The 24,240-nt window shown below is 63.3% G+C and carries 21 protein-coding genes; 11 read left to right on the top strand and 10 right to left on the bottom strand.

Annotated elements, in window-relative coordinates:
* Nucleotides 1–87: 87 nt before the first annotated feature.
* Nucleotides 88–693: an aminopeptidase P family N-terminal domain-containing protein gene (locus E4K65_RS48440; protein WP_283813806.1), complete on the top strand. Its 606-nt coding sequence runs from the start codon at nucleotides 88–90 to the stop codon at nucleotides 691–693.
* A gap of 756 nt (nucleotides 694–1,449) precedes the next feature.
* Here E4K65_RS48440 and E4K65_RS03735 read toward each other — a convergent pair.
* Entirely contained in the window at nucleotides 1,450–2,352 is a 903-nt protein-coding gene (locus E4K65_RS03735) for a LysR family transcriptional regulator (RefSeq protein ID WP_135172950.1), read from the bottom strand.
* Between the two features lie 179 nt (nucleotides 2,353–2,531).
* On the opposite strand from E4K65_RS03735, the gene E4K65_RS03730 reads away from it, so the two are divergent.
* Genes E4K65_RS03730 through E4K65_RS03715 form a run of 4 tightly spaced genes read left to right on the top strand, consistent with a single transcriptional unit; the run spans nucleotide 2,532 to nucleotide 6,031 of the window.
* Complete coding sequence (locus tag E4K65_RS03730; protein WP_135172949.1) at nucleotides 2,532–2,969, top strand: cupin domain-containing protein; 438 nt, start codon at nucleotides 2,532–2,534, stop codon at nucleotides 2,967–2,969.
* Nucleotides 2,966–3,793, top strand: coding sequence for a cysteine hydrolase family protein (locus tag E4K65_RS03725; protein WP_135172948.1), 828 nt, complete (start codon nucleotides 2,966–2,968; stop codon nucleotides 3,791–3,793). The genes E4K65_RS03730 and E4K65_RS03725 overlap by 4 nt, the downstream gene beginning before the upstream one ends.
* Nucleotides 3,790–5,172, top strand: coding sequence for an FAD-binding oxidoreductase (locus tag E4K65_RS03720; RefSeq protein ID WP_135172947.1), 1,383 nt, complete (start codon nucleotides 3,790–3,792; stop codon nucleotides 5,170–5,172). The genes E4K65_RS03725 and E4K65_RS03720 overlap by 4 nt, the downstream gene beginning before the upstream one ends.
* 13 nt (nucleotides 5,173–5,185) lie before the next feature.
* On the top strand, nucleotides 5,186–6,031 hold the full coding sequence (locus E4K65_RS03715) for an alpha/beta hydrolase (RefSeq protein WP_135172946.1): 846 nt from the start codon (nucleotides 5,186–5,188) through the stop codon (nucleotides 6,029–6,031).
* Here E4K65_RS03715 and E4K65_RS03710 read toward each other — a convergent pair whose 3' ends face one another.
* Complete coding sequence (locus E4K65_RS03710; protein WP_135172945.1) at nucleotides 6,032–6,826, bottom strand: creatininase family protein; 795 nt, start codon at nucleotides 6,824–6,826, stop codon at nucleotides 6,032–6,034.
* Between the two features lie 265 nt (nucleotides 6,827–7,091).
* Here E4K65_RS03710 and E4K65_RS03705 point away from each other — a divergent pair, with 265 nt between their 5' ends.
* The 5 genes from E4K65_RS03705 (at nucleotide 7,092) to E4K65_RS03685 (ending at nucleotide 12,224) form a co-directional block, all read left to right on the top strand.
* Nucleotides 7,092–8,078, top strand: coding sequence for an ABC transporter substrate-binding protein (locus E4K65_RS03705; protein ID WP_135172944.1), 987 nt, complete (start codon nucleotides 7,092–7,094; stop codon nucleotides 8,076–8,078).
* Nucleotides 8,079–8,143: 65 nt separating this feature from the next.
* Nucleotides 8,144–8,992, top strand: a complete 849-nt coding sequence (locus E4K65_RS03700; RefSeq protein ID WP_135172943.1) for an ABC transporter ATP-binding protein — start codon at nucleotides 8,144–8,146, stop codon at nucleotides 8,990–8,992.
* Nucleotides 8,989–9,789 carry an ABC transporter permease gene (locus E4K65_RS03695; protein WP_135172942.1) on the top strand — a complete coding sequence of 267 codons (801 nt, stop codon included), beginning with the start codon at nucleotides 8,989–8,991 and terminating at the stop codon, nucleotides 9,787–9,789. The genes E4K65_RS03700 and E4K65_RS03695 overlap by 4 nt, the downstream gene beginning before the upstream one ends.
* Entirely contained in the window at nucleotides 9,786–11,144 is a 1,359-nt protein-coding gene (locus tag E4K65_RS03690) for an amidohydrolase family protein (RefSeq protein ID WP_135172941.1), read from the top strand. Before E4K65_RS03695 ends, E4K65_RS03690 begins: the two co-directional genes overlap by 4 nt.
* Before the next feature lie 18 nt (nucleotides 11,145–11,162).
* Nucleotides 11,163–12,224 (top strand): aromatic ring-hydroxylating dioxygenase subunit alpha, encoded by a 1,062-nt coding sequence (locus E4K65_RS03685; RefSeq protein ID WP_135172940.1) that lies wholly within the window; start codon nucleotides 11,163–11,165, stop codon nucleotides 12,222–12,224.
* A 646-nt stretch (nucleotides 12,225–12,870) separates the two neighbouring features.
* Here E4K65_RS03685 and E4K65_RS03680 read toward each other — a convergent pair.
* From E4K65_RS03680 to E4K65_RS03660, 5 genes are read right to left on the bottom strand one after another with little or no spacing between them, the layout of a single operon-like run.
* Entirely contained in the window at nucleotides 12,871–13,548 is a 678-nt protein-coding gene (locus E4K65_RS03680) for an RraA family protein (protein ID WP_135172939.1), read from the bottom strand.
* Nucleotides 13,549–13,608: 60 nt separating this feature from the next.
* Nucleotides 13,609–14,568, bottom strand: coding sequence for an amidohydrolase family protein (locus E4K65_RS03675; protein WP_167770494.1), 960 nt, complete (start codon nucleotides 14,566–14,568; stop codon nucleotides 13,609–13,611).
* On the bottom strand, nucleotides 14,565–15,887 hold the full coding sequence (locus tag E4K65_RS03670) for an MFS transporter (protein ID WP_135172938.1): 1,323 nt from the start codon (nucleotides 15,885–15,887) through the stop codon (nucleotides 14,565–14,567). Before E4K65_RS03670 ends, E4K65_RS03675 begins: the two co-directional genes overlap by 4 nt.
* A 46-nt stretch (nucleotides 15,888–15,933) precedes the next feature.
* A complete protein-coding gene (locus tag E4K65_RS03665) occupies nucleotides 15,934–16,848 on the bottom strand; it encodes an NAD(P)-dependent oxidoreductase (protein ID WP_135172937.1) in 915 nt (304 codons plus the stop codon).
* 2 nt (nucleotides 16,849–16,850) lie between these two features.
* The gene (locus tag E4K65_RS03660; protein WP_167770493.1) at nucleotides 16,851–18,215 is read right to left on the bottom strand and encodes an MFS transporter; all 1,365 of its coding nucleotides are present in this window, start codon (nucleotides 18,213–18,215) and stop codon (nucleotides 16,851–16,853) included.
* Between the two features lie 189 nt (nucleotides 18,216–18,404).
* Between E4K65_RS03660 and ydiJ the strand changes: the two genes are divergently transcribed.
* Nucleotides 18,405–21,434 (top strand): D-2-hydroxyglutarate dehydrogenase YdiJ, encoded by a 3,030-nt coding sequence (gene ydiJ / locus E4K65_RS03655; protein ID WP_135172935.1) that lies wholly within the window; start codon nucleotides 18,405–18,407, stop codon nucleotides 21,432–21,434.
* Here the strand turns inward: ydiJ and E4K65_RS03650 are convergent, their stop codons facing one another.
* Genes E4K65_RS03650 through E4K65_RS03640 form a run of 3 tightly spaced genes read right to left on the bottom strand, consistent with a single transcriptional unit; the run spans nucleotide 21,435 to nucleotide 24,146 of the window.
* Entirely contained in the window at nucleotides 21,435–22,358 is a 924-nt protein-coding gene (locus tag E4K65_RS03650; protein ID WP_135172934.1) for an SMP-30/gluconolactonase/LRE family protein, read from the bottom strand. It lies immediately after the preceding gene.
* A complete protein-coding gene (locus E4K65_RS03645; RefSeq protein ID WP_347340938.1) occupies nucleotides 22,355–23,410 on the bottom strand; it encodes an amidohydrolase family protein in 1,056 nt (351 codons plus the stop codon). Before E4K65_RS03645 ends, E4K65_RS03650 begins: the two co-directional genes overlap by 4 nt.
* Nucleotides 23,397–24,146 (bottom strand): IclR family transcriptional regulator, encoded by a 750-nt coding sequence (locus E4K65_RS03640; RefSeq protein WP_135172933.1) that lies wholly within the window; start codon nucleotides 24,144–24,146, stop codon nucleotides 23,397–23,399. The genes E4K65_RS03645 and E4K65_RS03640 overlap by 14 nt, the downstream gene beginning before the upstream one ends.
* Between the last annotated feature and the right edge of the window lie 94 nt (nucleotides 24,147–24,240).

Here is a 24,240-nt window from a genome sequence, read left to right as displayed (position 1 = left end):
AAGCGCGTGCGCGAGCGGATGGCCGCCCGCGAACTCGATGTCCTCGTCATCGACCAGAGCGAGTTCCTCGCCTAGGTCACCGGCTTCTTGATCTCGGAGAACATGTACCGGGCCTGCCTCCTCCCGCGCGATGGCGAGCCGATCATGATACTTCGCGCCGTCGACCTTGGCCCGTTCACCGAGAGCTCGTGGCTGTCGCGCTCCGTTGCCTTCGCCGATTGGGAAGTCCCGATCCGGGTGCTCGCCGACACCATCCGTAGCCTTGGCTATGCGACAGGCCGCGTCGGGCTCGATGAGGATTCCAATTGCATGCCGCGCTCCCGCTTCAAGCAGCTCTCGGCGCAACTGCCAGACGCGCGCTTTGTCGACTTCTCCGGCGTGATGGCCGAGCTACGCGCCAGGAAGAGCACGAGGGAGATCGCCGTGCTCCGGCGCGCTGCCGCGATCGGCGACCTCGGCATCGATGCAGCTCTGAAAGCCTCCGGCGAAGGCCGATCGCGCCGCGACGCGGCAGCGGCCGTCTATCAAGTCTTCATGCAGGAAGGCGCGGACGCCGCACGCGCCGGGATCATTACCGCTGGCGTCGGCAACGCGTTCTTGCATGGCGGACTGACCAAGCAGCCGCTGGCCAAGGGCGATATCCTGCATATGGAGCTGTTGCCCTATATCGACGGCTACAGCGCTCGGCGGTGATCGGAGAAATCGACCCGCGCCGGTCGCATCTCGCTCGACGGCTTATCGATATCCAGGACCGGCAGTTCGAAGCGATCAAGCCTGGAGCCAACGCCGCCGACCTCGATGCTCTGGCGCGAAAGGCGATGCTCGCCGATGGCCTGCGGCCCGACTACCCAACATCACCGGCTATTCGCTCGGCTGCTATCCGCTCCATGGCCCGCGCACCAGCGACTTCTCGCGCATCTTCCTGCCCACGGCCCATTGGACGCTGGAGTAGGCATGGTGTTCCACATGTATGTCTCCGCCGACGGCATCGCGATCAGCGAGACAGTGCTCGTCACTGAGACCGGGCATGAATGTCTGACGCGCTCGCCGCGGCAAGTGTTTCAGGTCTAAGCAACGCACGGCCCAGAGACGTGCACGTCCCCACCTGGGGCGACTCCTACCCACTTCAGAAGGCCTTCTCACATTGGCTGTGATGAGATTTTTCTTGATCTCCCGGTGCACACGTGGTGCACACGGCGTCGTCTAACTGTTTTAAAATCCTGAGCTCTCGCTCATCCATCATGGGGAAGTTTGAGCTAGCTCTAGCAAATCATGTCCAATCTGCTGCGGGTGAGCGCCTGTGGCTCTCTGAAAGCATGCAGATCATCGGTCGAACGCGGCATGATTCGTGAAATGTTTGCCACGATGACCGTTCCGGTCTTCATATCGCATCGAGCGCGAAGCGGCTGCGACCCGCCCTGCAATGACTGCGGGCGACGCCCCGGTCGCTCACGCCGCGGCCTCACGCATCATCGCCTTCAGCATCTCCGCGAGCACGCTGGCGATCGCGCTCGTCCCGCGCTCGTGGCCGATCAGCATGAGCGTCTGCGTCTCGTGCGCCAACTCACGCACCGGCACGTAAACCAGGCGGCCGACGCGCCGCTCGAACTCGATGTCGAACGGCGTAAGAAAGGTGATGCCATTATCAAGAATGGCGGCGTGGCGCATGATCTCGATGGCGTTGGTTTCGATGATCGGCAGCGGTTCCAGCGAAGCTTTTGCAAATGCTGAATCGAGGTAAGGCCGGATCACGGTCGACCCGTCGGCGATCACGAGCGGATAGTCGACGCAGTCGCCGAGCCGGATCTGGTTGCGCTTGGCGAGCGGATGGCTCGGCGCCATCACCGCGCCGAGTTTGCCGGCGGCACGGGCCAGCACCTTCAGATGACTGCCGCGGGTGAAATCGAAGCCGATGCCGAGGTCGGCCTCGCCGCTGGCGACCGCGGATTGAATGTCCTCGCCCGTGGTCAGCAGCGTCAGGCAGAGCCGCACCCGGGGATTGGAAACACGGAACTGCTTGACGGTGCCGGGCACGAGGTTCGAGGCGAGACCGCTCATCATCGCCACCGTGATCTCGCCCCGGCGCAAACCTTTCAGTTCCTCGATCTTGCCCTGGGCGCGGGTCAATTCCTTCAGGGTCTGGCGAATGTGGCCAACCAGTACCTCACCCGCGGCAGTCAGAATCAGCTTGCGCGGCAGCCGTTGAAAAATCGGCGTGCCGAGTTCGGTCTCAAGCGCAAGAATCTGGCGACTGATGGCGGAGGCCGCGACGTTAAGATGGCTCGCCGCCTTGCGGATCGATCCGGTGCGCGCCACCTCGTCCACATAGGTCAACAGGCGGCTATGCAGCATTCCCTTGCTCCTGCTTGAAAAAGAGCCTCGCTCCGGAGGATGCTGTGACGTTGCCTAAAAGGCAACAGTGTTTGCGAAATAAAGCGCTTTTGTGCAAGCCTTCCGGCGTGCTGAATCCATCGTGGCTCGTTACGCGTACGTCCGCACCGTCGAACCGGCCACAATCAGGAGCCTCCTTCATGGCGTTCAGCGTCGAAAACCTCGCTCGGTCCAAGGCCTTCCGCATCTCTCCGACGGACACCAACTATTTCGTGATGCTGTTCGATCATGAGAGCGACCGGATCGACAACATCTTCGTCATCGAGATCTTCCGGCCGGGCGGCGCGACGCCGCCCAACGAACATGCGGCGGCGCACGAATTCTTCCATGTGCTGCACGGCGAGGGCGTCGCGCGCTGCGACGGCAAAACGCTGCCGATCCGAAAGGGCGACTCGCTGCTGCTGCATCCCGGCTCCGAGCACGTGATCGAGAACACCGGCGCCGGCAAGCTGTATTGCCTGACGGTGATGACACCGAACGAAGGCTTTGCCGAATTGATACGCGGCGGCGAACCGGTCGAGGTCGAGGCCGACGACATCGCTGTGCTGCGGGGACGCGACGTGGCGGATCAACGATGAGCAACACCCGCCTCCAACCGGTCGATGATCTCCGGCCGCTCGGCGCCAGCACGCGCAACCGCTGGTCGGTCTCGGCGACCCAGGCAAACCTTATCCGGCCGCCGGTCGTGCCGCAGCCGGTGACAATCGATGCCGGCGCCAAGCTCGTGACCTTCGATCTCGCGCGCACCGCCATCATTGTCGTCGACATGCAGAACGACTTCTGCCATCCTGATGGCTGGCTTGCCCACATCGGTGTCGACGTGACGCCGGCACGCGCACCGATCGCACCGCTGCAACGGCTGTTGCCGGTGCTGCGCAGTCTCGACGTGCCGGTGATCTGGCTCAACTGGGGCAACCGGCCCGATCGGCTCAACCTGAGCCCGGCTCTGCTGCATGTCTACAAGCCGTCCGGCACAGGTGTCGGCCTCGGTGACCGGTTGCCGGGCTCCGGCGCGCGGGTGCTGGAACGCGGCAGCTGGTCGGCTTCGATTGTCAAGGAGCTGACCGTCGAGCCCACCGACATTCATGTCGCCAAATATCGCATGTCAGGATTCCAGGACACCGAGCTCGATAGCATCCTGCGCAACCTCAATGTCACGACGCTCTTGTTCGCCGGAGTCAATGCCGACCAATGCGTGCTCTGCACGCTGCAGGACGCCAACTTCCACGGATACGACTGCATGCTGCTGCGCGACTGCGCAGCCACCACCTCACCGGACTACTGCATGGCTGCGACCGTCTACAACGTAAACCAATGCTTCGGCTTCGTGCTGGAGTCTTCCGTCCTCACCGCTGCCCTCGCCGGCAAGCGGGCCGCGATTGCCGAGGTAAACGCGCCATGAACGATCTTACGCCCTTTGACGCATCCAACCGTCACCCATCCACGGACAGACTGGCACCGCTGCTCGCCGATCTCGGCGATATCCCGGTCGTCACTGATCCCACAATCGTGCGCCGGCGCTCGCGCGATTTCTTCTGGTACAGCCCGATCCTCAACGATCAGCTCAACGACAAGTCGGCCGATCTGATCGTCGCGCCGCGCAACGAGGCCGATATCGTTCGCGTCGCCGCGGCCTGCGTACGCCATCGCGTGCCACTGACGGTGCGGGCCGGCGGCACCGGCAATTATGGCCAAGCCGTACCGCTCGCCGGCGGCGTGCTGCTCGACGTCACCGCGCTCGACACGATCGAATGGATCAGACCCGGACAGATCCGCGTCGGCGCCGGCGCCAAAATGAATGCGATCGACGCCGCGACACGGCCATCCGGCTATGAGCTGCGGATGCATCCCTCCACCAAGCGCACCGCGACCATTGGCGGTTTCGTCGCCGGCGGATCCGGCGGCATCGGCTCGATAACCTATGGCGGCTTGCGCGAACCCGGCAATATCCTCGCCGCGCGCATCGTCACCATGGAGCCGGAGCCCCGCATCATCGAACTGCGCAACGACGCGGCGCAGAAGATCAACCGTGCCTACGGCACCACGGGCATCATCACCGCGCTCGAAATGCCGCTGGCGCTGGCACAGCCATGGATCGATGTGGTGGTCGCTTTCGACGATTTCCTGACCGCGGTCGAATTCGGCCATACTGCGGCGCTTTCCGACGGCATCGTCAAGAAGCTGCTGGCGCCCATCACATGGCCGCTGCCGTCCTATTTTGGTGCGCTGAAATCCTGCTGTCCCGAGGGCAAGAGTATTCTGATCGCAATGATCGCCGAGCGCTCGCTGGGAGACTTCCGAGAACTGCTCGGCGATCGCGGCACCATCACCCTGGAGATGCCGACCGACGAAGGCCCCGGCAAGGTGCCGCTATACGAATACACCTGGAATCATACCACCCTGCAGGTGCTCAAGAGCGATCGCACGGTGACCTATCTGCAATGCCTGTACCCCCATGACCGGCTGCTGCAAAAGGTTGAGGAGATGCGCACAATGTTTCCCGACGAGGTGTTGCAGCATCTCGAATTCATCCGTTTCAACGGCCAGCTGACCTGTAGCGGACTGCCGGTGGTACGGTACAGCGACGCGGAGCGGCTGAACGAGATCATCCGCCTGCACGAGGCGCACGAGGTCCATATCGCCAATCCGCACGTGTACACCGTCGAGGACGGCAGCCGCTACAAGCGCGTCGATGTCGATCAGCTCGGCTTCAAACATGAGGTCGATCCCTACGGCCTGCTCAATCCCGGCAAGATGCGCAGCTTCGTGGCGGAGCGGTAACTGGGACGTCACGATGGGAACGATATTTGGCGAGACGAACTGGCGATCGATGAGTCAGGAGCAGCGCGACCTCGGGCTCAACAACAGCGCTGCCGTCCCGGGCAGCGCCGAGCTTGTCGCGAGTTGGGAGCAGCGCTCCGCCGCCATGCGGAACAAGCATTCCGCGCATCTCGACCTGAGATACGGTCCACGCGACCGTAATCGGACCGATTTCCTCAAGGCCACCGACGGCGGCCCGACGCTGGTGCTGATCCACGGCGGCTACTGGCAGATGCGCTCGAAGGAGACCGTCACCTGGTTCGCTGAGGGACCGATGGCTCACGGCATCAATGTCGCGCTGATCGGCTACACTCTGGCGCCGGAGGCGACCATGGACGAGATCGTTGCCGAAATCCATCGGGCTCTCGACGCCCTGGTCGACCAGCTTCCCGCCCTCGGTGGCGACCCCAGCCGCATTGTCGTCTCAGGCTGGTCGGCAGGTGGACATCTGGCGACGATCGCGCTGTCGCATCCGCGCGTAAAGGCGGGCATTGCGATCAGCGGCATCTTCGATCTCGAACCTGTCCGCCACAGCTTTCTCAACGTCAAGCTCAAGCTTGACGAAGCGACGTCGCGGCGCAATTCGCCGCTGCTGCTCTCAAGCGGCCCCGCGACACCGCTGGCTCTGGTGGTCGGCGCGGCCGAACTGCCGATGCTGCGCCAGCAGACGGCCGACATGGCCGCGCACCGCGCCGTCAACGGATTGCCGGTGAGCTATGAGGAAATTCCCGGCGCCGACCACTTCTCGGTCATGCTCGCGCTGGGCTCGCCGACCGGCCGGATCACGACCCTGATCCGGCAGCTATTCGAGCGCAGTTGATCAGCGCGGCAGCTTCGCCGCCTTCACGTCGTACAGCAGCTTGATGAATTCTCCCGAGGCGTGCTCGGCGGTGAGACGGCCCTTGTCGGCGGTGGCCTTGTGCGCTTCGCCGACCGCGCCGTCGGGATTGAGGTCGCCGGCGATCCAGGCATAGGCAATGAATCCGGTCGGCCTGAGATGGTCGAAGGCCGCTTCGTCGTCCTCGGCAACAGACCGGAAGTCCTGCGCGCGCGCCATGTCGACCAGTTCCGGGCGGAAATGCAGCATCAGCGAGGTCTCGACGTCACCGCCGTGAATGCCGAATTTCAGCTCGCGCTCGCTGTAAAGGCCGGCCGGCTTGCCGAGCCGCGACCAGGCAGACTTGACCACCAGCATGTCGGCGCGCACCCGCAGTTCGCGCGCGACGATGCCCATCACCTCGTCATTGCCGCCGTGCGAGTTGACGATCACGAGCTTCCGCACGCCGGCGCGCGCGACCGACAATCCGAGCTCTGTCCAAGCCTCGATCAGCGTCGCCGCCGGCAAGGTCAGGGTGCCGGGCATCCGCAGATGCTCGTTGGATTTTCCGACCTGCTGGATCGGCAGGATCCGAATGTCGAGATCATCGGGCAGACGATCGATCAACGTCTCGAGCATGCCACGATTGATCGCCGCATCGACGCCAACCGGCAGATGCGGCCCGTGCTGCTCGATGGCGGCGATCGGCAGGATGGCGATGGTGCTGTCCGGATCGAGGCTTTCGAATTCACGCGAAGCGTATTCGTCCCACCAGACGCGGCGGCGCGGCTTGTCCATGTTCGATTCCCTTCACGCCGCACCGCGCGGTTGCGGCGCGTACGACCATGATGTCCGACTATGACATCGCGGAGCCGTTGACAATGGTGCGTGCCGAGGCGTGACACCGCTTTTTATGCGTTGCCTAAAAGGCAACATATGCCTCGAATCAAAATGCTTCCGGATGACAGACGGTGCGTGCATCTTTTGCGGTGCCGGGAACGCTGCCGCCGGGATTCCGCCTTCCATAGGAATTCCATCCGATCGAGATCACACCGAGGTTGCCATGAACGCCGTCATGACCATCGTGTCCCGCGCCCTGCTCGCCACCGCGGCCTGCCTTGGCTTCGTCGCCCCGTCGACCGCCGCCGACAAGGTGACATTTCTGACCAGCTGGTTCGCCCAGGCCGAGCATGGCGGCTTCTACCAGGCCAAGGCGACCGGGCTTTACGAGAAGGCCGGGCTCGACGTCACCATCAAGATGGGTGGACCGCAGGTGAACGGATCGCAGCTCCTGCTGGCCGGCGAGACCGACTTCCTGATGGGCTACGACATCCAGGTGCTGAAGGGCCGCGAAAAGGGACTGCCGCTGGTGACGGTTGCGTCCTCGTTCCAGTTCGATCTGCAAGGCATCATGGCCCATGACGACGTGGCAGATCTCGCCGCCTTGAAAGGCAAGCCGATCCTGATCTCCGGTTCGTCGCGGACCACGTTCTGGCCGTGGCTGCGCGCCAAATACGGCTACACCGACGACCAGATCCACGCCTACACTTTCAATCTGCAACCGTTCTTTGCCGACCCCACGGTGTCGCAGCAGGCCTATCTCTCGTCCGAACCGTTCCAGGCGCAGCAGCAGGGCGCCAAGGCAAAATTCTTCCTGTTCGCCGACGGTGGCTATCCGCCCTACGGTTCGGCGATCGTGACCACCGAGAAGATGCTCGCCGGGAACCCCGACCTGGTGGCGCGTTTCGTCAAGGCATCGCTCGAGGGCTGGCGTGACTATCTCAAAAACCCGGAACCGGCCAACGCCCTGATCAAGGTCGACAACCCGAAAATGACCGACGCCCAGATCGCATACGCGATCGACAAGCTGAAGCAGACCAAAGCGCTCGACGGCGGCGACGCCGCCACAAGCGGAATCGGCATCATGACGGCTGCGCGATGGAAGCAGACCTATGACTTCCTGGTCGCCGCCAACCTGCTCGATCCAAAGACCGAATGGCAAAAGGCGTTCACCGATCGCTTTGTCAAGGATCTGAAGATCGGATTCTAGCTCACGGCGCGCAGGCGCGAAGCTTGCAGCGGTCCGGTGATGATTACCCCGCAAAGAAGTCTGTCATGAATGCTCCCTTGCCCAGCGACCCCCTGGACGCGCACATCGCGCGCCGCGCAGCCGATCGTCCGCCGGCGGTCGAAGTGCTGTCCGCGGAAAAGATCTTCGCCAACGGCACCCGTGCCCTGGCACCGATCGACCTCACGATCGCCGAGGGTGAATTCCTAACGCTGATCGGCCCGTCCGGTTGCGGCAAAAGCACGCTGCTCAAGCTGATCGCCAATCTGATCCAGCCGTCGGACGGTCGCATTTTGTGGTGGCGCGGCGATTCCGGACAGGTCGGCCAGGACGGCCGCGGCCTCGCCTTCGTATTCCAGGAGCCGACCCTGATGCCCTGGGCGCGGGTCGACACCAATGTGCGGTTGCCGCTCGACCTCGCCGACGTGCCACGCGGCAAGGCCGATCCGCGGGTTAGCGACGCCATCGCCCGGGTCGGCCTCTCGGCTTTTGCGCGGCATTACCCGCGCCAGCTCTCCGGCGGCATGAAGATGCGGGTGTCGATCGCCCGCGCGCTCGCCACCGACCCGAACCTGCTGTTGATGGACGAGCCATTCGGCGCGCTCGATGAATTCACCCGCAACAAGCTTGATGACGATCTGATCAAGTTGTGGTGGGAACGCAAGCTCACCACGGTGTTTGTCACCCACTCGATCTATGAAGCCGTGTTCCTGTCGACCCGGATCGTGGTGCTCGCCGCGAACCCAGGCCGCATCTTCCGCACCATGACCATCGATGAACCGCAACCACGCGGCCAGGATTTCCGCGACAGCGCCCGGTTTGCCGCCTATTGCCGCGAACTGTCGACCTGGCTCGCCGAAGCGTCGTTGCCGTCGGCATCGGGAGCCACGCCATGAAGCCGCTGTTGCAATCGGAGACTTTCGTACGGATCGCGGCGCCGCTCGCGGTCGGCGTGGTGCTGCTCGCGGTCTGGGAAATCGGCTGTCGCCTCGGCTCGATCCCGGTCTATCTGTTTCCGAAACCGAGCGACATCTTCGCCAGTCTGATCAAGAATGGTCCATCGCTTCTGCGCGCACTGCTGATCACCTTACGCATCACCCTACAGGCATTCGCCGCTGCCGTTGTGCTGGGGACGCTGATCGCCTTCATGTTCGTGCAAAGCCGCGCCATCGAGGTCAGCCTGTTTCCCTATGCAGTGCTGCTGCAGGTGACGCCGATCGTAGCGATCGCGCCGCTGATCATCATCCTGGTGAAGAACACGCAACTCTCACTTACCGTATGCGCGACGCTGGTGGCGCTGTTCCCCATCATCTCCAACACCACGCTGGGCCTGCGCAGCGTCGATCCCGGGCTCGCCAGCTATTTCCGCATGAACCGTGCCAGCCGATTGAAAACCCTGGTGCGGCTGCGGATTCCCGGCGCTCTACCGTACTTCTTCGGCGGGCTGCGCATTTCCTCCGGGCTCGCGCTGATCGGCGCCGTGGTCGCCGAGTTCGTCGCCGGCACCGGCGGCCGCTCATCAGGACTTGCCTACGAGATTCTCGATGCCGGATTCCAGCTGGACATTCCCAGGATGTTTGCCGCACTGTTCCTGATCACCGTTACCGGCGTGTTGCTGTTCGGCGCGATGGTGGGACTGTCCAAGCTTGCACTGTCGAACTGGCACGAGAGCGAGCTCGGAGCCGAAGCATGAGCGCATTGCTGATCGAGAATGCCGAGGGGATTTTCACCGGCCTTCCCGGCGAGGCGATGCGCGCGCAGGGATCGATCCGGATCCGCGACGGTGTCATCATGGCGATCGGCGCGCTTACGCCGGAGACCGGCGAACGGAGGCTGGATGTCTCTGGTTGCGTGATCTATCCCGGATTGATCTCAACCCACCACCATCTATTCCAGAGCGTGCTGAAGGGGGTGCAGGCCGGCATCAATCAGCCGCTCGCCGGCTGGCTGCGGTCCGTGCCCTATGCATACTGGTCAAAGATCGACGAGGAGGCGTTGGCGGTCGCGGCCCGGATCGGCCTTACCGAGCTGCTGCTGTCCGGCACCACGACCGTGGCCGATCACCACTACCTGTTCAGCGATACCTACCGTTTCGATCCGGCGGCGGTGATCTTCGAAGTCGCCCGCAACCTCGGGCTGCGCCTGGTGCTATGCCGCGGCGGCGGCACCAAGACGAGCCACGTCGTCGGCGACGACGGAGCACGGACGCCGGTTGAACCGCTCGAACGCATGCTGGCCTCGGTCGAAGCCTGCGCCCAGCGTTTTCATGATCCCTCTCCCGCCGGTCTCACCAAGGTTGCGATGGCGCCGACCACGCCGACCTGGTCACTCGACCCGGGTGAACTTCGAGAAGTGATTGCCGCCTCGCGGCGCATGAAGCTGCGGCTGCACAGCCACCTGTCGGAGACATCGGACTATGTCGACTTTTGCATGTCGGTGCATGGCAAACGCCCGGTGCACTGGCTCGCCGACCACGACTGGCTCGGCCCCGATATCTGGTACGCGCACATGGTACATCTCGACCATGACGAGGTGAAGATTCTCGCCGACACCGGCACCGGCATGGCGCACTGCCCGCAGTCGAACTGCCGGCTCGGCTCCGGTGTCGCGCCGGCCGACGCCCTCGCGGCGCTCGGCGGCGCCGTGTCGCTGGGCGTCGACGGTGCGGCCTCGAACGAGGCAGCCGACATGGTCTGCGAGATGCACAGCGCCTGGCACACCCATCGCGCGGTGAAGGGCGCGAATGCCATCACCGCCGAAAACGTGGTGCACTGGGCCACGGCCGGCGGCGCGCGGGTGCTGGGCCTGCCGCATGTCGGCACGCTTGCGCCGGGCCAGCAGGCGGACATCGCCGTGTTTGATCTCGACCAGCCGCGCCACTTCGGCATGCATGATCTCCTAGTCGCGCCGGTGACTTGCGGTGGCGCTCGTGTGCGCCATCTGCTGATTGGCGGGCGGACCGTCGTTGACGACGGCGCCATCCCCGGCCTCGACCTTGCACGACTTCGATCCGACGCGGCGCGCGTCGTGACACGCATCGCGGTCTGAGCTTTTGGGAGACACCTCATGCTGGCCACCAAGCAACCGGTGCTTCGCCGCTTCTGGTACGCGATTATGCCGATCGAACAACTCGAGAGCGGGCCGCAGCCGTTCACGCTGCTCGGTGAGCCGATCGTGCTGTTTCTAGATGCCAAGGGCGAACCCGCGGCACTGGAGGATCGCTGCTGCCATCGCACCGCAAAACTCTCCAAGGGCTGGTGCCGCAACGGCAACATCGTTTGCGGCTATCACGGCTGGGAGTACGACCGCGACGGCATGCTGGTGATGATCCCGCAGTTTCCGTTCGAGCAACCGATCCCCGACGCCCGGGCGCGCGCGTTCCGCACGAAAACTCGCTACGGCTATGTCTGGGTTGCGCTGGACGAGCCGCTGCACGACATTCCCGACATTCCAGAGGACGGCGATCCCGCCTATCGCCGCATCTTCCAGTTCTACGACACCTGGAACACGGCGGCACTGCGGCTGATGGAGAACTCGTTCGACAACGCCCACTTCGCCTTCGTGCACAAAAACACGTTCGGCGACATCGACCAACCGCGACCGGAGAAATACGAGATTGTCGAGACCGATTACGGCTTCGAGGCGGAAACCCTCATCACCGTAAAGAACCCTCCGATCGCGGCGAAGATCTCTGGCACAACCGAGCCCTATACAAAGCGACACATGCGCAACAAATGGTTCATGCCGTTCTGCCGCCGGCTCGACATGGAGTATCCCTCCGGCATCCGGCATATCATCTTCAACTGCGCAACGCCGATCGCCGACGGCAAGATTCAGGTGGTGCAGCTCCTGTTCCGCAACGACACCGAAGCGGACTGCTCGACGCAGGAACTGATCGATTGGGATGCCGCCATTATCGCAGAAGATCGCGACATCCTGGAATCGACCGACCCGGACGCGATCGTCGACATGGGCCGCAAGATCGAGAAGCACATGCCGTCCGATCGCCCCGGCATGTTGATGCGCAAGCGCCTGCTCGACCTGCTACACGAGCACAACGAGGAAGAAGTCCCGAAGCCGATGGCCATGGACGCCAGTGCGCCGGAGCAGAGGCGTCTGGCGGTGTAGTCAAATGCTCGTTGCTTTGTACGCCGACGATGGAAAGCAGGCGGCGATTTGGAGACGCTTCCACATTTTACATGCCGGCTAATACCTACAAGCATCGGCGTATCGCTTATCATTCCCTCGCCATTTTGGCCAAACACTCGCCGAGCCGCCCCATAGATAGCTCGCCACAAGCCAAAGCGTCGACGCGCAACCGACGAGCATAGAAAGTCGTACCAAGCGCAGGCTGGCGTAGGAAATAGCGGGAAAGCATAGCGGGGTCCGCTACCAAGCCACGCGGCGAGAATTTTTCGCTCTTAGTTGGATGAGTGGAGCTGCGTGATGGCGCAGCGAACGGGTGATGCTCCCCGTCTCCGACAACAGATGCTGCTCGTCGGTGCTCGCGCCGCCCCGAAGTTTTTCCGTGCGGATCCGCCGAGCGGTGCGGCCTATCCATTTTAGAAGACCTGCTCACTCACATTGGTTGTCATATGATCTCTCTTGATCTCTTAGTGCACACGCCGCCTTCCAACTAGTTGAAAGAATTCAACTGTCGTTCCAATCCATCATGAGGAAGTTTGAGCTAGCTCGAGCCAAATTGCGGCAACGCGGACCAGCTCAAAATCGCCCCGCTTTCGGAAGCACGTCGCGCTACTCGCGAATCCGACGTTCAATCAAGGCCTTCGCAATTCAGCTCGCGCAGCGCCTTGTCCACCCAAGAGGAATCGTGCGTGCCAGCGTTTATGTTCCCGATCTGCTTCTGCTCCGCCTCGTACTTAGCCGTGGCAGCCTTTAATACCTCGTCCACATCGTCGAACCCTACGCAGAGAAGGCCGTCGTCGTCGCCGATAATAAGATCGCCTGGCTCGATCACCATGCCATCAATCGCGATCGGAACATTAATCTCGCCGGGCCCGTTCTTGTAAGGTCCGCGATGGGTCACGCCGGCGGCAAAAACGGGAAAATTCTGGCCGCGGATAAAGCCGGCGTCCCGAACCGCACCATCGATAACAACGCCCGCAAGTCTACTCTTGATGATTCGCGTGAGCATCATTTCGCCAATCAGCGCATTGGTAAGATCGCCCCCTGCATCGACAACGATGACATCGCCGGGTTCGGCGATTGCCATCGCCTTATGGATCATCAGGTTGTCGCCTGGCCGTGTCTTGACGGTGAGCGCCACGCCCGCCATCCCGCCGGTCTGATGAATAGGTCGAACCCGCGCGCCTGCGGCCGTCATCCGGAACATGCTGTCGCTGACATTTGCGACCGGCAGGTGGGCAAAGCGTTCGACGATATCGGTAGCTACTTTTCTTTGCCGCTTCAGAATTCTAAATCCTGCGGACATGCGTTGATCCCTCTCGATGTTGTGATGAAGCTGTTGCGTTCTCGCTGCTTGCCGAAAGCCCTAGAAGCCGAACAGTTCGGCGGGATTTTCGACCAGGATGCGCCGGCGCGTTTTTTCGTCCGGCGCCCAGTCTGCAAGGAGATCGAGCAACAAGGCATCGTCCGGCTTGGTGCCGCGCTGGGTGGGATGCGGCCAGTCGGTGCCCCACAAAATGCGTTGCGGCGCGGCCTGAACATAGGCCCGCGCCACTTCGCTGGAATCTGCGTAGGGCGGACCGAGCTTGCTATCCTCATAGGGCTCGGTCACCTTCACCCACGTGCGCCCCTCGTCCAGCATGCGACAGACCGCGGCGAACGCCGGATGCTTGAGGCCGTCCGGCTGCGGGATGCGTCCGAGATGGTCGATCACCACTTTGGTGGAAAGCGAACGGATCACGCTTTCATGGGTGACGATCTGATCGCCCGTCATCAGGATTTGCACGTGCCAGCCAAAGGGGGTCACCCGCTTTGCGAGCGTGGCCAGCATCTCCGGTGTCGTCCTTCCCCAGCTCTGCGGAGAAACGAAATTGACTCGGATCGCACGGACGCCTGCGTCCGTCAGCATCCGCAGTTCCGCATCCTTGACGTCGGTGTCGACGACGGCGACACCCCGCGCGGCAGAGCCTAGCTGCCCCAGCGCGTCCACAAGACAGCGGTTGTCGATGCCATAGGTCGATGGCTGCACCACTACACACCTGGTGGTGCCGAGCCGCCGCTGCAGCAGCCGATAGTCGGCGACGGTCGCGCCGGGCGGAAAGCCCTGGCGCCAATGCGGTGAGACAGGAAACCGTTCATCGTAGATGTGATGATGGCAGTCGCACGAGTTGGCCGGCACGTCCAAACGCGGCGGCGCCGATCCGATGCTGTTGGGGACCGCCTGCTCAACGCCGACGGCCAACGCGCCGCTGCTCCAAGCCAGCATCCCGGCGAGGACGCCGCGTCGGGTGATGGTGTGTTTCGACAGCTTGCTGCGCGCGCTCATGGCTTCACCGCCACCATGTCCGTCGCGCGTGCGGCGCTACGTCCAAGCACCAGGACGCAGACCGCGGCCACGGCGCAGAGCAGTGCAAGCGGCAACATCCCGAGCACGAAGCTGCCCGTCTGTTCCTTGACCACGCCAACCACATTCACCATCAGGCCGCCGCCGATCAGATTGGCAATCGCGTTGATCCCGGCGAGGCCGGCCGCGAGCGTGCTCGCCGAAAGCCAGCTTGCCGAAAGCGCCCAGAATGGCCCCTTGAAGGCATACGCGCCGACGAGACAGCACGTGACCATGACGATCGTCGGCACGACCGCGGTTCCTGTCATACCCAATGCAGTGAAACCGCCGGCGGCGAGCACGAGCGGAACGGCCGTGTGCCAGCGGCGTTCACCGGTCTTGTCCGAATGACGCCCCCACAAGACCATCAGCACGGTCGCGATGCCGTAGGGGATCGCGTTGACAAAGCCGGTCTGCAGGTTCGAGAGACCGAACGACTTCAACAACTGCGGTTGCCAGACCGACAGCACGCTGCCGGTGGCGGAGGCGCCGGAGCAGACCAGGGCCATGACGAGGAAATACTTGTTGGTGGCAAGCTGCCAGAGCGAGAGATGTCCGACCGGTTTGCGCGCGGCGGCCTCTGCCTCCATGCGTCCGGCCAGCCATTCCCGCTGCTCCATGGTCAACCAAGACGCCTGTGCCGGCTTGTCCGTCAGAACGAACAGGCATGCGAGACCCAGCAGCACGGTTGGCAGCCCTTCCAGGATGAACAGCCATTGCCAGCCGCGCAGACCAAGCACACCATCAAGTTCAAGCAGACCGACCGAAAGCGGCGAGCCCAGAAAGGTGGCAAGCGGGATCGAAACCGTGAACGTCGCCAGGATGCGCGCGCGATACTGCGTCGGCAGCCAATAGGTCAGATAGAGGATTGCGCCGGGAAAGAAGCCAGCTTCCGCCGCGCCGAGGATGAATCGCATCGCATAGAGCGAGTACGGCCCAACGACAAACGCCATGCACGCGGTCACCAATCCCCAGGTGATCATGATGCGCGCGATCCAGCGCCGGGCACCGACCTTCTGCAGCGCCAAATTGCTCGGCACTTCCACCAGGAAATAGGAGACGAAGAACAGGCTGGCGGCAAAGCCGAACATCGCGGGCGTAAGTCCCAGATCCTTGTTCATCTGCAATGCAGCGAAGCCGACGTTCACGCGATCGAGCAGCGCGAAGAAGTAGCAGATCATCAGGAATGGCACGAGACGCAGGATGACCCTGCGCATCGTCGCCTTCTCCAACTGGTCAATTTCCGTTCGAGCGGCCGTCACGTCTCTCTCCCTGTTGGTTTCCTGTTGTTGTTCTGTTGGCTTGGCCTTATTCGGCCGCCTTCGCTCCGGCCTGCATCTTGGCCACGATCGCGTCGATGGCGACCTTGTAGTTGTCGGGAACGACGCCCTTGAAATGCTCCTTCAGGCCGAGGCTCTCCTTCCAGCGCAGCCGCGCCACCGTCGCGCGCGCCATCAGCGGCTCGATCCCGGCATCCTCGACCGCCTCGGCGGCCATCTCGACCTCTTCGGTCCGCCGCTTGGCGTGGATGACACCAGAGGGAGTCAGGCTCTCAACGGTGTCCATGAACGGACGCGTGAGCGTCTTCGAAGCAGAAGCCAGCACGGTGTCGTCCAGCCCATAGGACCGGGCTGCCAGCAACGTCTCATCGATCAGCGCCTCGATCCCCTTGATCAGGACGGAACGAAGAATCTTGATGCCCGAAGCCGTGCCAAGCTTCTGGCCGGCGAATTCGATGCTCATGCCCCAGGGCACAAGCAGGTCGACGACACGCTGTCCCGCGGGACCGCTCGACATCATGTGCATCGCGTAGCCGTTCTTCGGCGTCCCCATGATGGAGCCGTCCCCGAGCGTGGCGCCGGTCTTGGCGAGCCGCTCGGCCACGCCGTATTTCACCTTCGGCGTGGCCGAGGCGAAGTCGAGGAAGGTGTGGCGACCATCGAGCACGGGTGCAAACGCAGCCGCGCTTTCGAGCGACGCGGAGCCGGGCGTGACGCTGAAGATCAGTTCGGCTGCATCCGCCAGTTCCTGATTGGACTTGACCAGCGTGACGCCAGCCGCCTTGGCGCGGTCTTGGATCAGATCGGCGTAGGGACCGTCGAAGGCATACTTGTCGTAGCAGAAGATCTGCTGCAGGCCGGCGCCGCGGAGACCTTTGCCCAGCGTGCTGCCGATCTCGCCATAACCGACCAGACCGAGACGGAACTGCTGTTTGTCGCTCATCTTCAGATTCCTTTCGAGAGGGTTGCGACCGGACCGGTGCGGCCGTCCGCTGGCCCGGCCTGTCGTTGCAGGCTGACGCCAACCACCCGGATCAGGATGGCGGCCAAGGTGAGAAATGCGGCCACCGAGATCAGGGCCCATGAGAAGCTGTCGGTCGACTGCTTGATCACACCGATGAGATACGGGCCGACGAAGCCACCGAGATTGCCGATAGAGACGATCATCGCCAGGCCGCCGGCGGCAGCGCTGCCGGTGAGAAAGCTCGACGGGATCGGCCAGAAAGTGGACTGGTAACACATGATGCCGATCACGGCGCCGCAGAGCGCGACAACCGAGGTGAGCGCCGAGGACGTCGCGTAGCTGCAGGCCACCAACGACACCGCGCCCAAGAGCAATGCGCTGGCCACGAACCGGCTTCGTTCGCCCCCCTTGTCCGACAGGCGAGCCCACAGCATCATCGCGATGGCGCCGCAGACGTAGGGGATGGCGGCGACAAAGCCGACGGCAACGACACCGAAGCCGAGGCCCTTGATGATCTGCGGCATCCACAGGCCGAGGCCGACAGAACCGATGATGGCGCAGAAGTTGACGGCGGCGCAGACAAGGACGCGCCAATTGATGAAGGCGTCCCTGAGACGGGATGAGTGCTCGGCGGCGACTGCCGCCCGCTCCGAAGCCAGCACCTCGACCAGCCAGCGCCGCTCCTCCTCGCTCAACCACTTGGCCTGCTCTGGCTTGTCGGTGAGCGTGCAGAAGCACACGAAGCCAAGCAGCGTTGCCGGCAGCCCCTCAAGGATCAGCAGCCACTGCCAGCCATGCAGGCCGCCCAGGCCGTCAAGGGCGAGCAGTGAACTTGAGATCGGCGCGCCAACAATGTTCGCGATCGGGATGCCGAGCAAAAATGCCGCCGTCGCCCTGCCTCGGACGCGTGCTGGGAACCAATAGGTGAAATAGAGGAATACGCCCGGCGTGAAGCCGGCCTCGCCGAGCCCCAGCAGGAAACGCATCACGCCGAAGCTCACAGGACCGACCACGAATGCGGTCGCCGCCGAGATCAGGCCCCAGGTGATCAAGATGCGCGCGATCCACTTGCGGGCACCGATCGCCTGCAAGACGAGGTTGCTCGGCACTTCCGCCAGGAAATAGCCGAAGAAGAACAGCCCGGCACTCCAGCCGAACGCTGACGGCGAGAGACCGAGGTCGCCGTTCATCGTCAGGCTGGCGATGCCGACGTTCACCCGGTCGAGATAGGCGACGATGTAGCAGAGCAACAGAAACGGAACGATCCGCCACAGCACTTTCGAGAGGATCTTCTCCTGCTCGGGCGTGAAGCTCGCGCCGGCTGACGCGGCGGTGACACTGGCCATTGGTTTCCTCCAGGGCCGTGTTTCCCCGGCCGTGCGGCTCCTTAACAAAAATAGAACGGCGTTGCAATTTATTTTGAAACGTCGTTTCATTTTTGTAAGGCTGCGCTGGAGCGCTTGCGTCGCCCGATCCGAGGCGCTTCCATGAAAAAGTGGAGTGCTGGCCGTCAGTTAGAAACCGGGAGGAACTGGATGCTGCCACGCGTTTCCGACATGCGGGCCCCTGCTCCGCTGCATGGCGAACTGGCTGCGGAACTTCGGCTGCGCGGATTCGAAGGAGATTTGGCACCGGCCTTTGGCGACCGGATCGTCTCGGCGACCGACAATTCGATCTATCAGTTGCTTCCCCAGCTTGTGGTGTTTCCGCGCCGTGTCGACGACCTGGTGCGCATCACCCGCATCGTTGCCGAGCCGCGCTTCAAGGACATCGTGTTCGCTCCTCGCGGCGGCGGCACCGGCACCAACGGCCAGTCGCTGACGGAAGGTCTCGTGGTAGACGTCTCGCGCCACATGAACGGGATCCTCGAGATAAATCCGGCCGAGCGCTGGGTACGCGTGCAGGCCGGCGTGGTGAAGGATCAGCTCAATGCCGCGCTGGCCGAACACGGCCTGTTCTTTCCGCCGGAACTCTCCACCTCCAATCGCGCCACGATCGGCGGCATGATCAGCACCGACGCCAGCGGCCAGGGTTCCTGCCTCTACGGCAAGACGCGCGACCATGTGCTGGAGCTGACGACCGTGTTGCTGGACGGTACTGTCTGGACATCGCGCCCGCTCGAAGACGAGGAGCTGCGGCAAATCCAGCAGCGAACCGACCTTGTCGGCGCGGTACATAGGTTGGTCGATGCGATCCAGTGCGAGCAGGCGGACCTGATCGCAGCCCATTTCCCGAAGCTGAACCGGTGCCTGTCCGGCTACGACCTCGCTCACATTCGCGATGATCGCGGCCGCTTCAACCTGAACTCGATCCTCTGCGGCAGTGAAGGCACGCTCGCGCTGATTGCGGAAGCCAAGCTGAACGTGGTGCCGATCCCCAAACACAGCGCGCTGGTCAACGTACGCTATGGCAGTTTCGATGCGGCCTTGCGTGACGCGCAGGAGTTGATCCAGTTCGGCGCGGCGTCGATCGAAACCGTCGATTCCAGGGTGCTGGGCCTCGCGCAAGACGATGTGGTCTGGGACTCGGTCCGGCAGTACTTCCCCGAAGACGACGGACAGCGCGCCATGGGCGTGAACCTTGTCGAGTTCGTCGGCGATACCGAGCAGGAGGTCGAGAGCCCGGTTCATCGGATAACGGAAGCGCTTGTATCAGCCGACGCATCGCGCGGTCGTCGCGGATTTAGCGTGGCACGCGGTGAGACCGAGGTGAACGCGATCTGGAATATGCGCAAGAAATCGGTCGGCCTCCTCGGCAACATGCAAGGTGACAAACGGCCGATCCCCTTCGTGGAGGACACCACCGTGCCTCCCGAGCACCTGGCCAATTACATCGCCGAGTTCCGCGCGCTGCTCGACGCGCGCGGGCTGGTCTACGGCATGTTTGGCCATGTCGATGCCGGCGTGCTGCACGTCCGCCCGGCGATCGACATGAAGGACCCCGCCCAGGAGCGGCTTATCCGGGAGATCACCGAAGAGGTCGTCCGGATCACCAGGAAATATGGCGGGCTGCTGTGGGGCGAGCACGGCAAGGGCGTGCGCTCGGAATTCTCGCCGCGCTTCTTCGGACCGCTGTACCCGATCCTCCAGTCGATCAAGGCTGCGTTCGACCCTCGAAACCAGCTCAACCCCGGGAAGATCGCTGCGCCCGAGGACGGGCAGTTGCTGACGATCGACGGGCTGACCACGCGCGGCCAGCTCGACCGAACGATCCCCACGTCCGTCCGTGCAGCGTATGACGAAGCGCTCCACTGCAACGGCAATGGTGCATGCTTCTCCTGGGATTCGGACGAAGCGATGTGCCCCTCCTACAAGGCAACGCGCGATCGCCGGCATTCGCCGAAGGGCCGCGCCTCGCTCATCCGCGAATGGTTGCGGCAACTGGCTGCACTCGGCGTCGATCCGGAAAGCGAAGCCGCAGTGCTGCGGCGCGGCTCCGCCTGGCGGCACTTTCCCGCGAAGTTGCGCAACAGCTTGGCTCGCGAGCCGGATTTCTCGCACGCGGTGAAGGAGGCGATGGATGGATGCCTCGCCTGCAAATCCTGCAGCGGGCAGTGCCCGATCAAGGTTGACGTGCCGACCTTCCGCGCGAAGTTTCTCGAGGTCTACCACGGCCGCTATCTGCGACCGTTGCGCGACCACTTGGTCGGCTCGCTAGAGTCGATGCTGCCCGCGCTCGGCAAGATGCGGTGGCTATACAATCTGGCGATCGACAGCCCGCCGGGCCGCGCGGCGATGCGGGCGATCGGGCTGGTGCACACCCCGAAATTCGCCCAAGTATCGATAGGGCGAGAATTGGCGGCGCGCGGGATTGCGGTCGCAACGCCCGAACTACTGGCGGCACTCACGGTCGAGCAGCGCGCGCGCAGCGTGGTGCTGGTCCAGGACGCCTTCACGAGCTGGTATGAGCCGCGTATCGTGCTCGCGGTGCTGGACCTCATCCAGGCGATCGGCTTCAGGCCTTTCATCGCGCCGTTCCGTCCAAACGGAAAGCCGCTGCACGTTCACGGCTTTCTCGGCGCCTTCGCCCGCGCGGCATCCCGCAACTCCGGCATGCTACGCGACCTGGCCGCCTCCGGCGTCGAACTGGTCGGGGTGGATGCATCCATGACACTGACCTACCGCTCGGAATACGGCATGTTGGCTGATGCGGATCGGCCACCGCCCGTGTTCCTGCTTCAGGAATGGCTGGCGCGTCGCTGCGATGCCATCCCGAAGACAGGCGCCGGCGCCGAATATTTGCTGCTGCCGCACTGCTCTGAGCGATCGCTCGCTTTGCCGAGCCTCCGGAATTGGCAGGCGGCATTCGCGGCAGCGGGCGCCGACCTGCGCATCCTGCCTTCGGGATGCTGCGGAATGGCCGGGACCTATGGCCACGAGGCCGAGCATCGCGCCACATCCGAGCAGATCTACGGAATGAGCTGGGGACCGCAGGTCAACAAATGGGCGCGGAGCGGTCGCCTGCTTGCCACTGGCTATTCCTGCCGGTCGCAGGTCAAGATCATGGATGACCAACCTCTGCTCCATCCGGCAGAGGCGTTGCTGGCCTGTCTGCGCGGCAGGTGATCAATCAGCGTGCGAGAATATCGGCAGGCCCGGCGTTTCGAGCTCGGCACGCAGCAGCGTCCCGGTACGGCTTTCGGTGATGAAAAGGCTTTTTCGTTCCGGTCCGCCAAAGGCAAGATTGGTCGTCCCCACACCGGCACAGGAGACGATGCGGTCGAGCGGCTCAGCCGCGGGCGACAGCCGCCATATCGAGCCGAAGCCGGTATGACAGACCAGGAGGTTGCCGCCGTTATCCAGCGCCAAGCCATCGGGACCGCCTGGACCGCCATGCAGATGCGAGAAGATGCCGACCTTTGTGGTGAGACCGCTCGCTGGCAGCGGCACGCGCCAGATCTGGTTGGCACGCGTCACCGCGACGAGCAGAAAACTCTCCTCCTGATCGACAACAATTCCGTTCGGACTCGGGATCGTGTTGATCAGGCAGGTTAGCCGGCCGTCGGACGTGAGTTTCCAGACCCGGCCCGTGGGATCGTGCATCCCGGTCTGGCCCTGATCGGTGAAATAGAGATTACCCGACGGCGCGAAGACCAGATCGTTGACGCCCTTGAAGCTCTCGCTGGCGGCCGTCTCCAGGAACGGCGTCACGGTGCCGCTGGACGGATCGAGCAGCATGATCCCGCGCTTGTAATCGGTGATGAACACTCGCCCGTCGCGGTGAATCTTCAGCCCGTTCGGCCATCCATCGTACTCGGACACGAGCTCCCATGCGCCCTCGGCGCTGACACGGAAGATGCGTCCATAGGGAATGTCGGTGATGTACAGCCGGCCTTGCCGATCGAAGGACGGCCCTTCGAGGAAGCAGTCGATCTCACGTCCACCCTGGTTGGCATCCGCCCAGGCGGTGCGGCGCGGCTTTCGGAATTGATCCGGAAGCCGCGTAAAGATGGTGGTCTCGATCCGGCGCGGCGGATTGAAGAACGTCATGGTGCGACCTTTGGAAAACCATAGAACTCGGCAGGGTTATCGACCAGGATACGCTTGAATGCGGCGGCGTCTCCCGCGCATTGGGCGAACAGGTCGAACAGGCGCGCGTCATCCGGCTTGTGGTCCTTCGGCTCGGAAGGATGCGGCCAGTCGCTGCCCCACACCAGCCGCTCGGGCGCTGCCTTGACGTAGGCTGCTGCAACGGCAGCTGCGTCAGCGTAGTCCGGGGCGCCCTGCTTGCTCGATACATAGGGACCGGACAGCTTCACCCAGGTCTTGCCGCGATCGAGCAAACCGCGAATGATCTTGTAGGGCGCGCTCTCGACACCAGCCGGCTGCGGCACCTGGGCCAGATGATCAAACACCAGCCGCCCAGGCAATGAAGCCAGCAGATCCGCGTTGTCCTCGATCTGCTTGGGACGCATGTTGATCTGACAGTGCCAGCCGAGATCGGCAAGCCGCGGCGCAAGCGTCGGAAGCGAGTTCACCGTCAGCACGCCGGGAAAACCGAGATTGAAGCGGACGCCGCGGACGCCCTGTTCGTCGAGCCGCCGCAGCTCGGCTTCCGATATGTCCTCGGCCACCACCGCGACCACCCGAAAATTCTCCGCGCCGAGCGCCTGTCGTGACGCGATCTGCAGCCGATTGTCGGTGCCGTAGGTAGAAGGCTGGATGATCACGCCCCGCGTTGTACCGATCCGGCGTTGCAAAGCACGGTAATCGTCGGGCAAGGTGTCGTCAGGCAGCAGTGTCGCGCTTTTCGCGATGGGATAGGTCTTGTCGTAGGTGTGGAAGTGGCAATCGGTGGCACCGGCGGGCGGTACGAAATGCGGCTTCTCTGACCCGCTCGACCAGCGCACTTCCTGCGCTTGCGCCGGCGCAATCCCGGGCAAAGCGGATGCGGCCAGCCCAGCCAGGACTGTCCTCCGCGTGAGCAATGCTGCTGCCACGTCGTTCGTCCTCGCCTTCGTTGTTATGGAGAGGCTTATAAGCCCCCGAAGGTCGATGCCGCAAGTTAAAACGAAACGACGTTTCGTTTTAGACCGCCGCACTGCTCCGCTTGCGCGCGCGCTTTGGGGTGTCGGAGGACGAGGTTCCCCCGCATGCCGCGGTCAGCTTGCTTGCGGCCTCAACCAATGCATCCTTGATTTGCTCCGCCCGCGCCGTGGTGAGCCGACTGACGGGCCCGGAGATCGCGAGCGCGCCGACCAGGGAGTCGCCAATGCCGAAGACAGGCATGGCGAGAGCGGCGGCATGAGGATCCGTGACGCCGGACGTGAACAATGGCAGTTCGTCGTCCGGTCCAGGCGGTCCGGACTCGTACCGGCGGAGCGTTTGGGCGATGGCGGACTTGTCCATGGGACGGCTATCACCCGGCTGCACGGTCATCCGGATTCGGTTCGAACTCTCTACCCGGAAAAGACATAACCGTTCTTCGCCATTGCGAACGTAGAACGACGTCGTCTCGCCGGTGCTTGCAGCGAGTTGCTCGAGCACGGGCATGACATGATCGGCCAGGCGGAACGCCTGCTGATAGGCGGTACCGAGACGCAAGGTCTCCGCATCAAGACGGTAAGAGCCGTCCGGAAGGCGTGCCAGCAACCGGTATTGTTGCAGCGACAGAGCGAGCCGCAGGATGGTGCTTTTGACCAGCCCGGTCCGCTCCGCCAACTCGGCCAGGCTCAAAGCCCCATCGCCCCGACGAAATGCCGTCAATACTGCTAGTGCTCGTTCGGCCGCCGACACGCCCTTGAGTACAGGCGGCTTCTTCACGGTCTGCTTTGCCATTTCAAATCCTCTTCCCTGCCACTTCCTACGTCATTCTTGCTGCAGGTAGAAGGACTACGGTGCCCTCAACGAGATTTGGATCCCACACTCATTG

This window comes from Bradyrhizobium niftali (assembly GCF_004571025.1).
In the GTDB taxonomy this organism is placed as follows: domain Bacteria; phylum Pseudomonadota; class Alphaproteobacteria; order Rhizobiales; family Xanthobacteraceae; genus Bradyrhizobium; species Bradyrhizobium niftali.
This window is presented reverse-complemented; position numbering and strand designations above follow the sequence as displayed.

Bases quoted from the DNA above. Each gene is read 5' to 3' on its own strand.
- E4K65_RS03735 (WP_135172950.1), bottom strand. From the start codon at position 2,352: ATGCTGCATAGCCGCCTGTTGACCTATGTGGACGAGGTGGCGCGCACC.
- E4K65_RS03730 (WP_135172949.1), top strand. From the start codon at position 2,532: ATGGCGTTCAGCGTCGAAAACCTCGCTCGGTCCAAGGCCTTCCGCATC.
- E4K65_RS03725 (WP_135172948.1), top strand. From the start codon at position 2,966: ATGAGCAACACCCGCCTCCAACCGGTCGATGATCTCCGGCCGCTCGGC.
- E4K65_RS03720 (WP_135172947.1), top strand. From the start codon at position 3,790: ATGAACGATCTTACGCCCTTTGACGCATCCAACCGTCACCCATCCACG.
- E4K65_RS03715 (WP_135172946.1), top strand. From the start codon at position 5,186: ATGGGAACGATATTTGGCGAGACGAACTGGCGATCGATGAGTCAGGAG.
- E4K65_RS03710 (WP_135172945.1), bottom strand. From the start codon at position 6,826: ATGGACAAGCCGCGCCGCCGCGTCTGGTGGGACGAATACGCTTCGCGT.
- E4K65_RS03705 (WP_135172944.1), top strand. From the start codon at position 7,092: ATGAACGCCGTCATGACCATCGTGTCCCGCGCCCTGCTCGCCACCGCG.
- E4K65_RS03700 (WP_135172943.1), top strand. From the start codon at position 8,144: ATGAATGCTCCCTTGCCCAGCGACCCCCTGGACGCGCACATCGCGCGC.
- E4K65_RS03695 (WP_135172942.1), top strand. From the start codon at position 8,989: ATGAAGCCGCTGTTGCAATCGGAGACTTTCGTACGGATCGCGGCGCCG.
- E4K65_RS03690 (WP_135172941.1), top strand. From the start codon at position 9,786: ATGAGCGCATTGCTGATCGAGAATGCCGAGGGGATTTTCACCGGCCTT.
- E4K65_RS03685 (WP_135172940.1), top strand. From the start codon at position 11,163: ATGCTGGCCACCAAGCAACCGGTGCTTCGCCGCTTCTGGTACGCGATT.
- E4K65_RS03680 (WP_135172939.1), bottom strand. From the start codon at position 13,548: ATGTCCGCAGGATTTAGAATTCTGAAGCGGCAAAGAAAAGTAGCTACC.
- E4K65_RS03675 (WP_167770494.1), bottom strand. From the start codon at position 14,568: ATGAGCGCGCGCAGCAAGCTGTCGAAACACACCATCACCCGACGCGGC.
- E4K65_RS03665 (WP_135172937.1), bottom strand. From the start codon at position 16,848: ATGAGCGACAAACAGCAGTTCCGTCTCGGTCTGGTCGGTTATGGCGAG.
- E4K65_RS03660 (WP_167770493.1), bottom strand. From the start codon at position 18,215: ATGGCCAGTGTCACCGCCGCGTCAGCCGGCGCGAGCTTCACGCCCGAG.
- ydiJ (WP_135172935.1), top strand. From the start codon at position 18,405: ATGCTGCCACGCGTTTCCGACATGCGGGCCCCTGCTCCGCTGCATGGC.
- E4K65_RS03650 (WP_135172934.1), bottom strand. From the start codon at position 22,358: ATGACGTTCTTCAATCCGCCGCGCCGGATCGAGACCACCATCTTTACG.
- E4K65_RS03640 (WP_135172933.1), bottom strand. From the start codon at position 24,146: ATGGCAAAGCAGACCGTGAAGAAGCCGCCTGTACTCAAGGGCGTGTCG.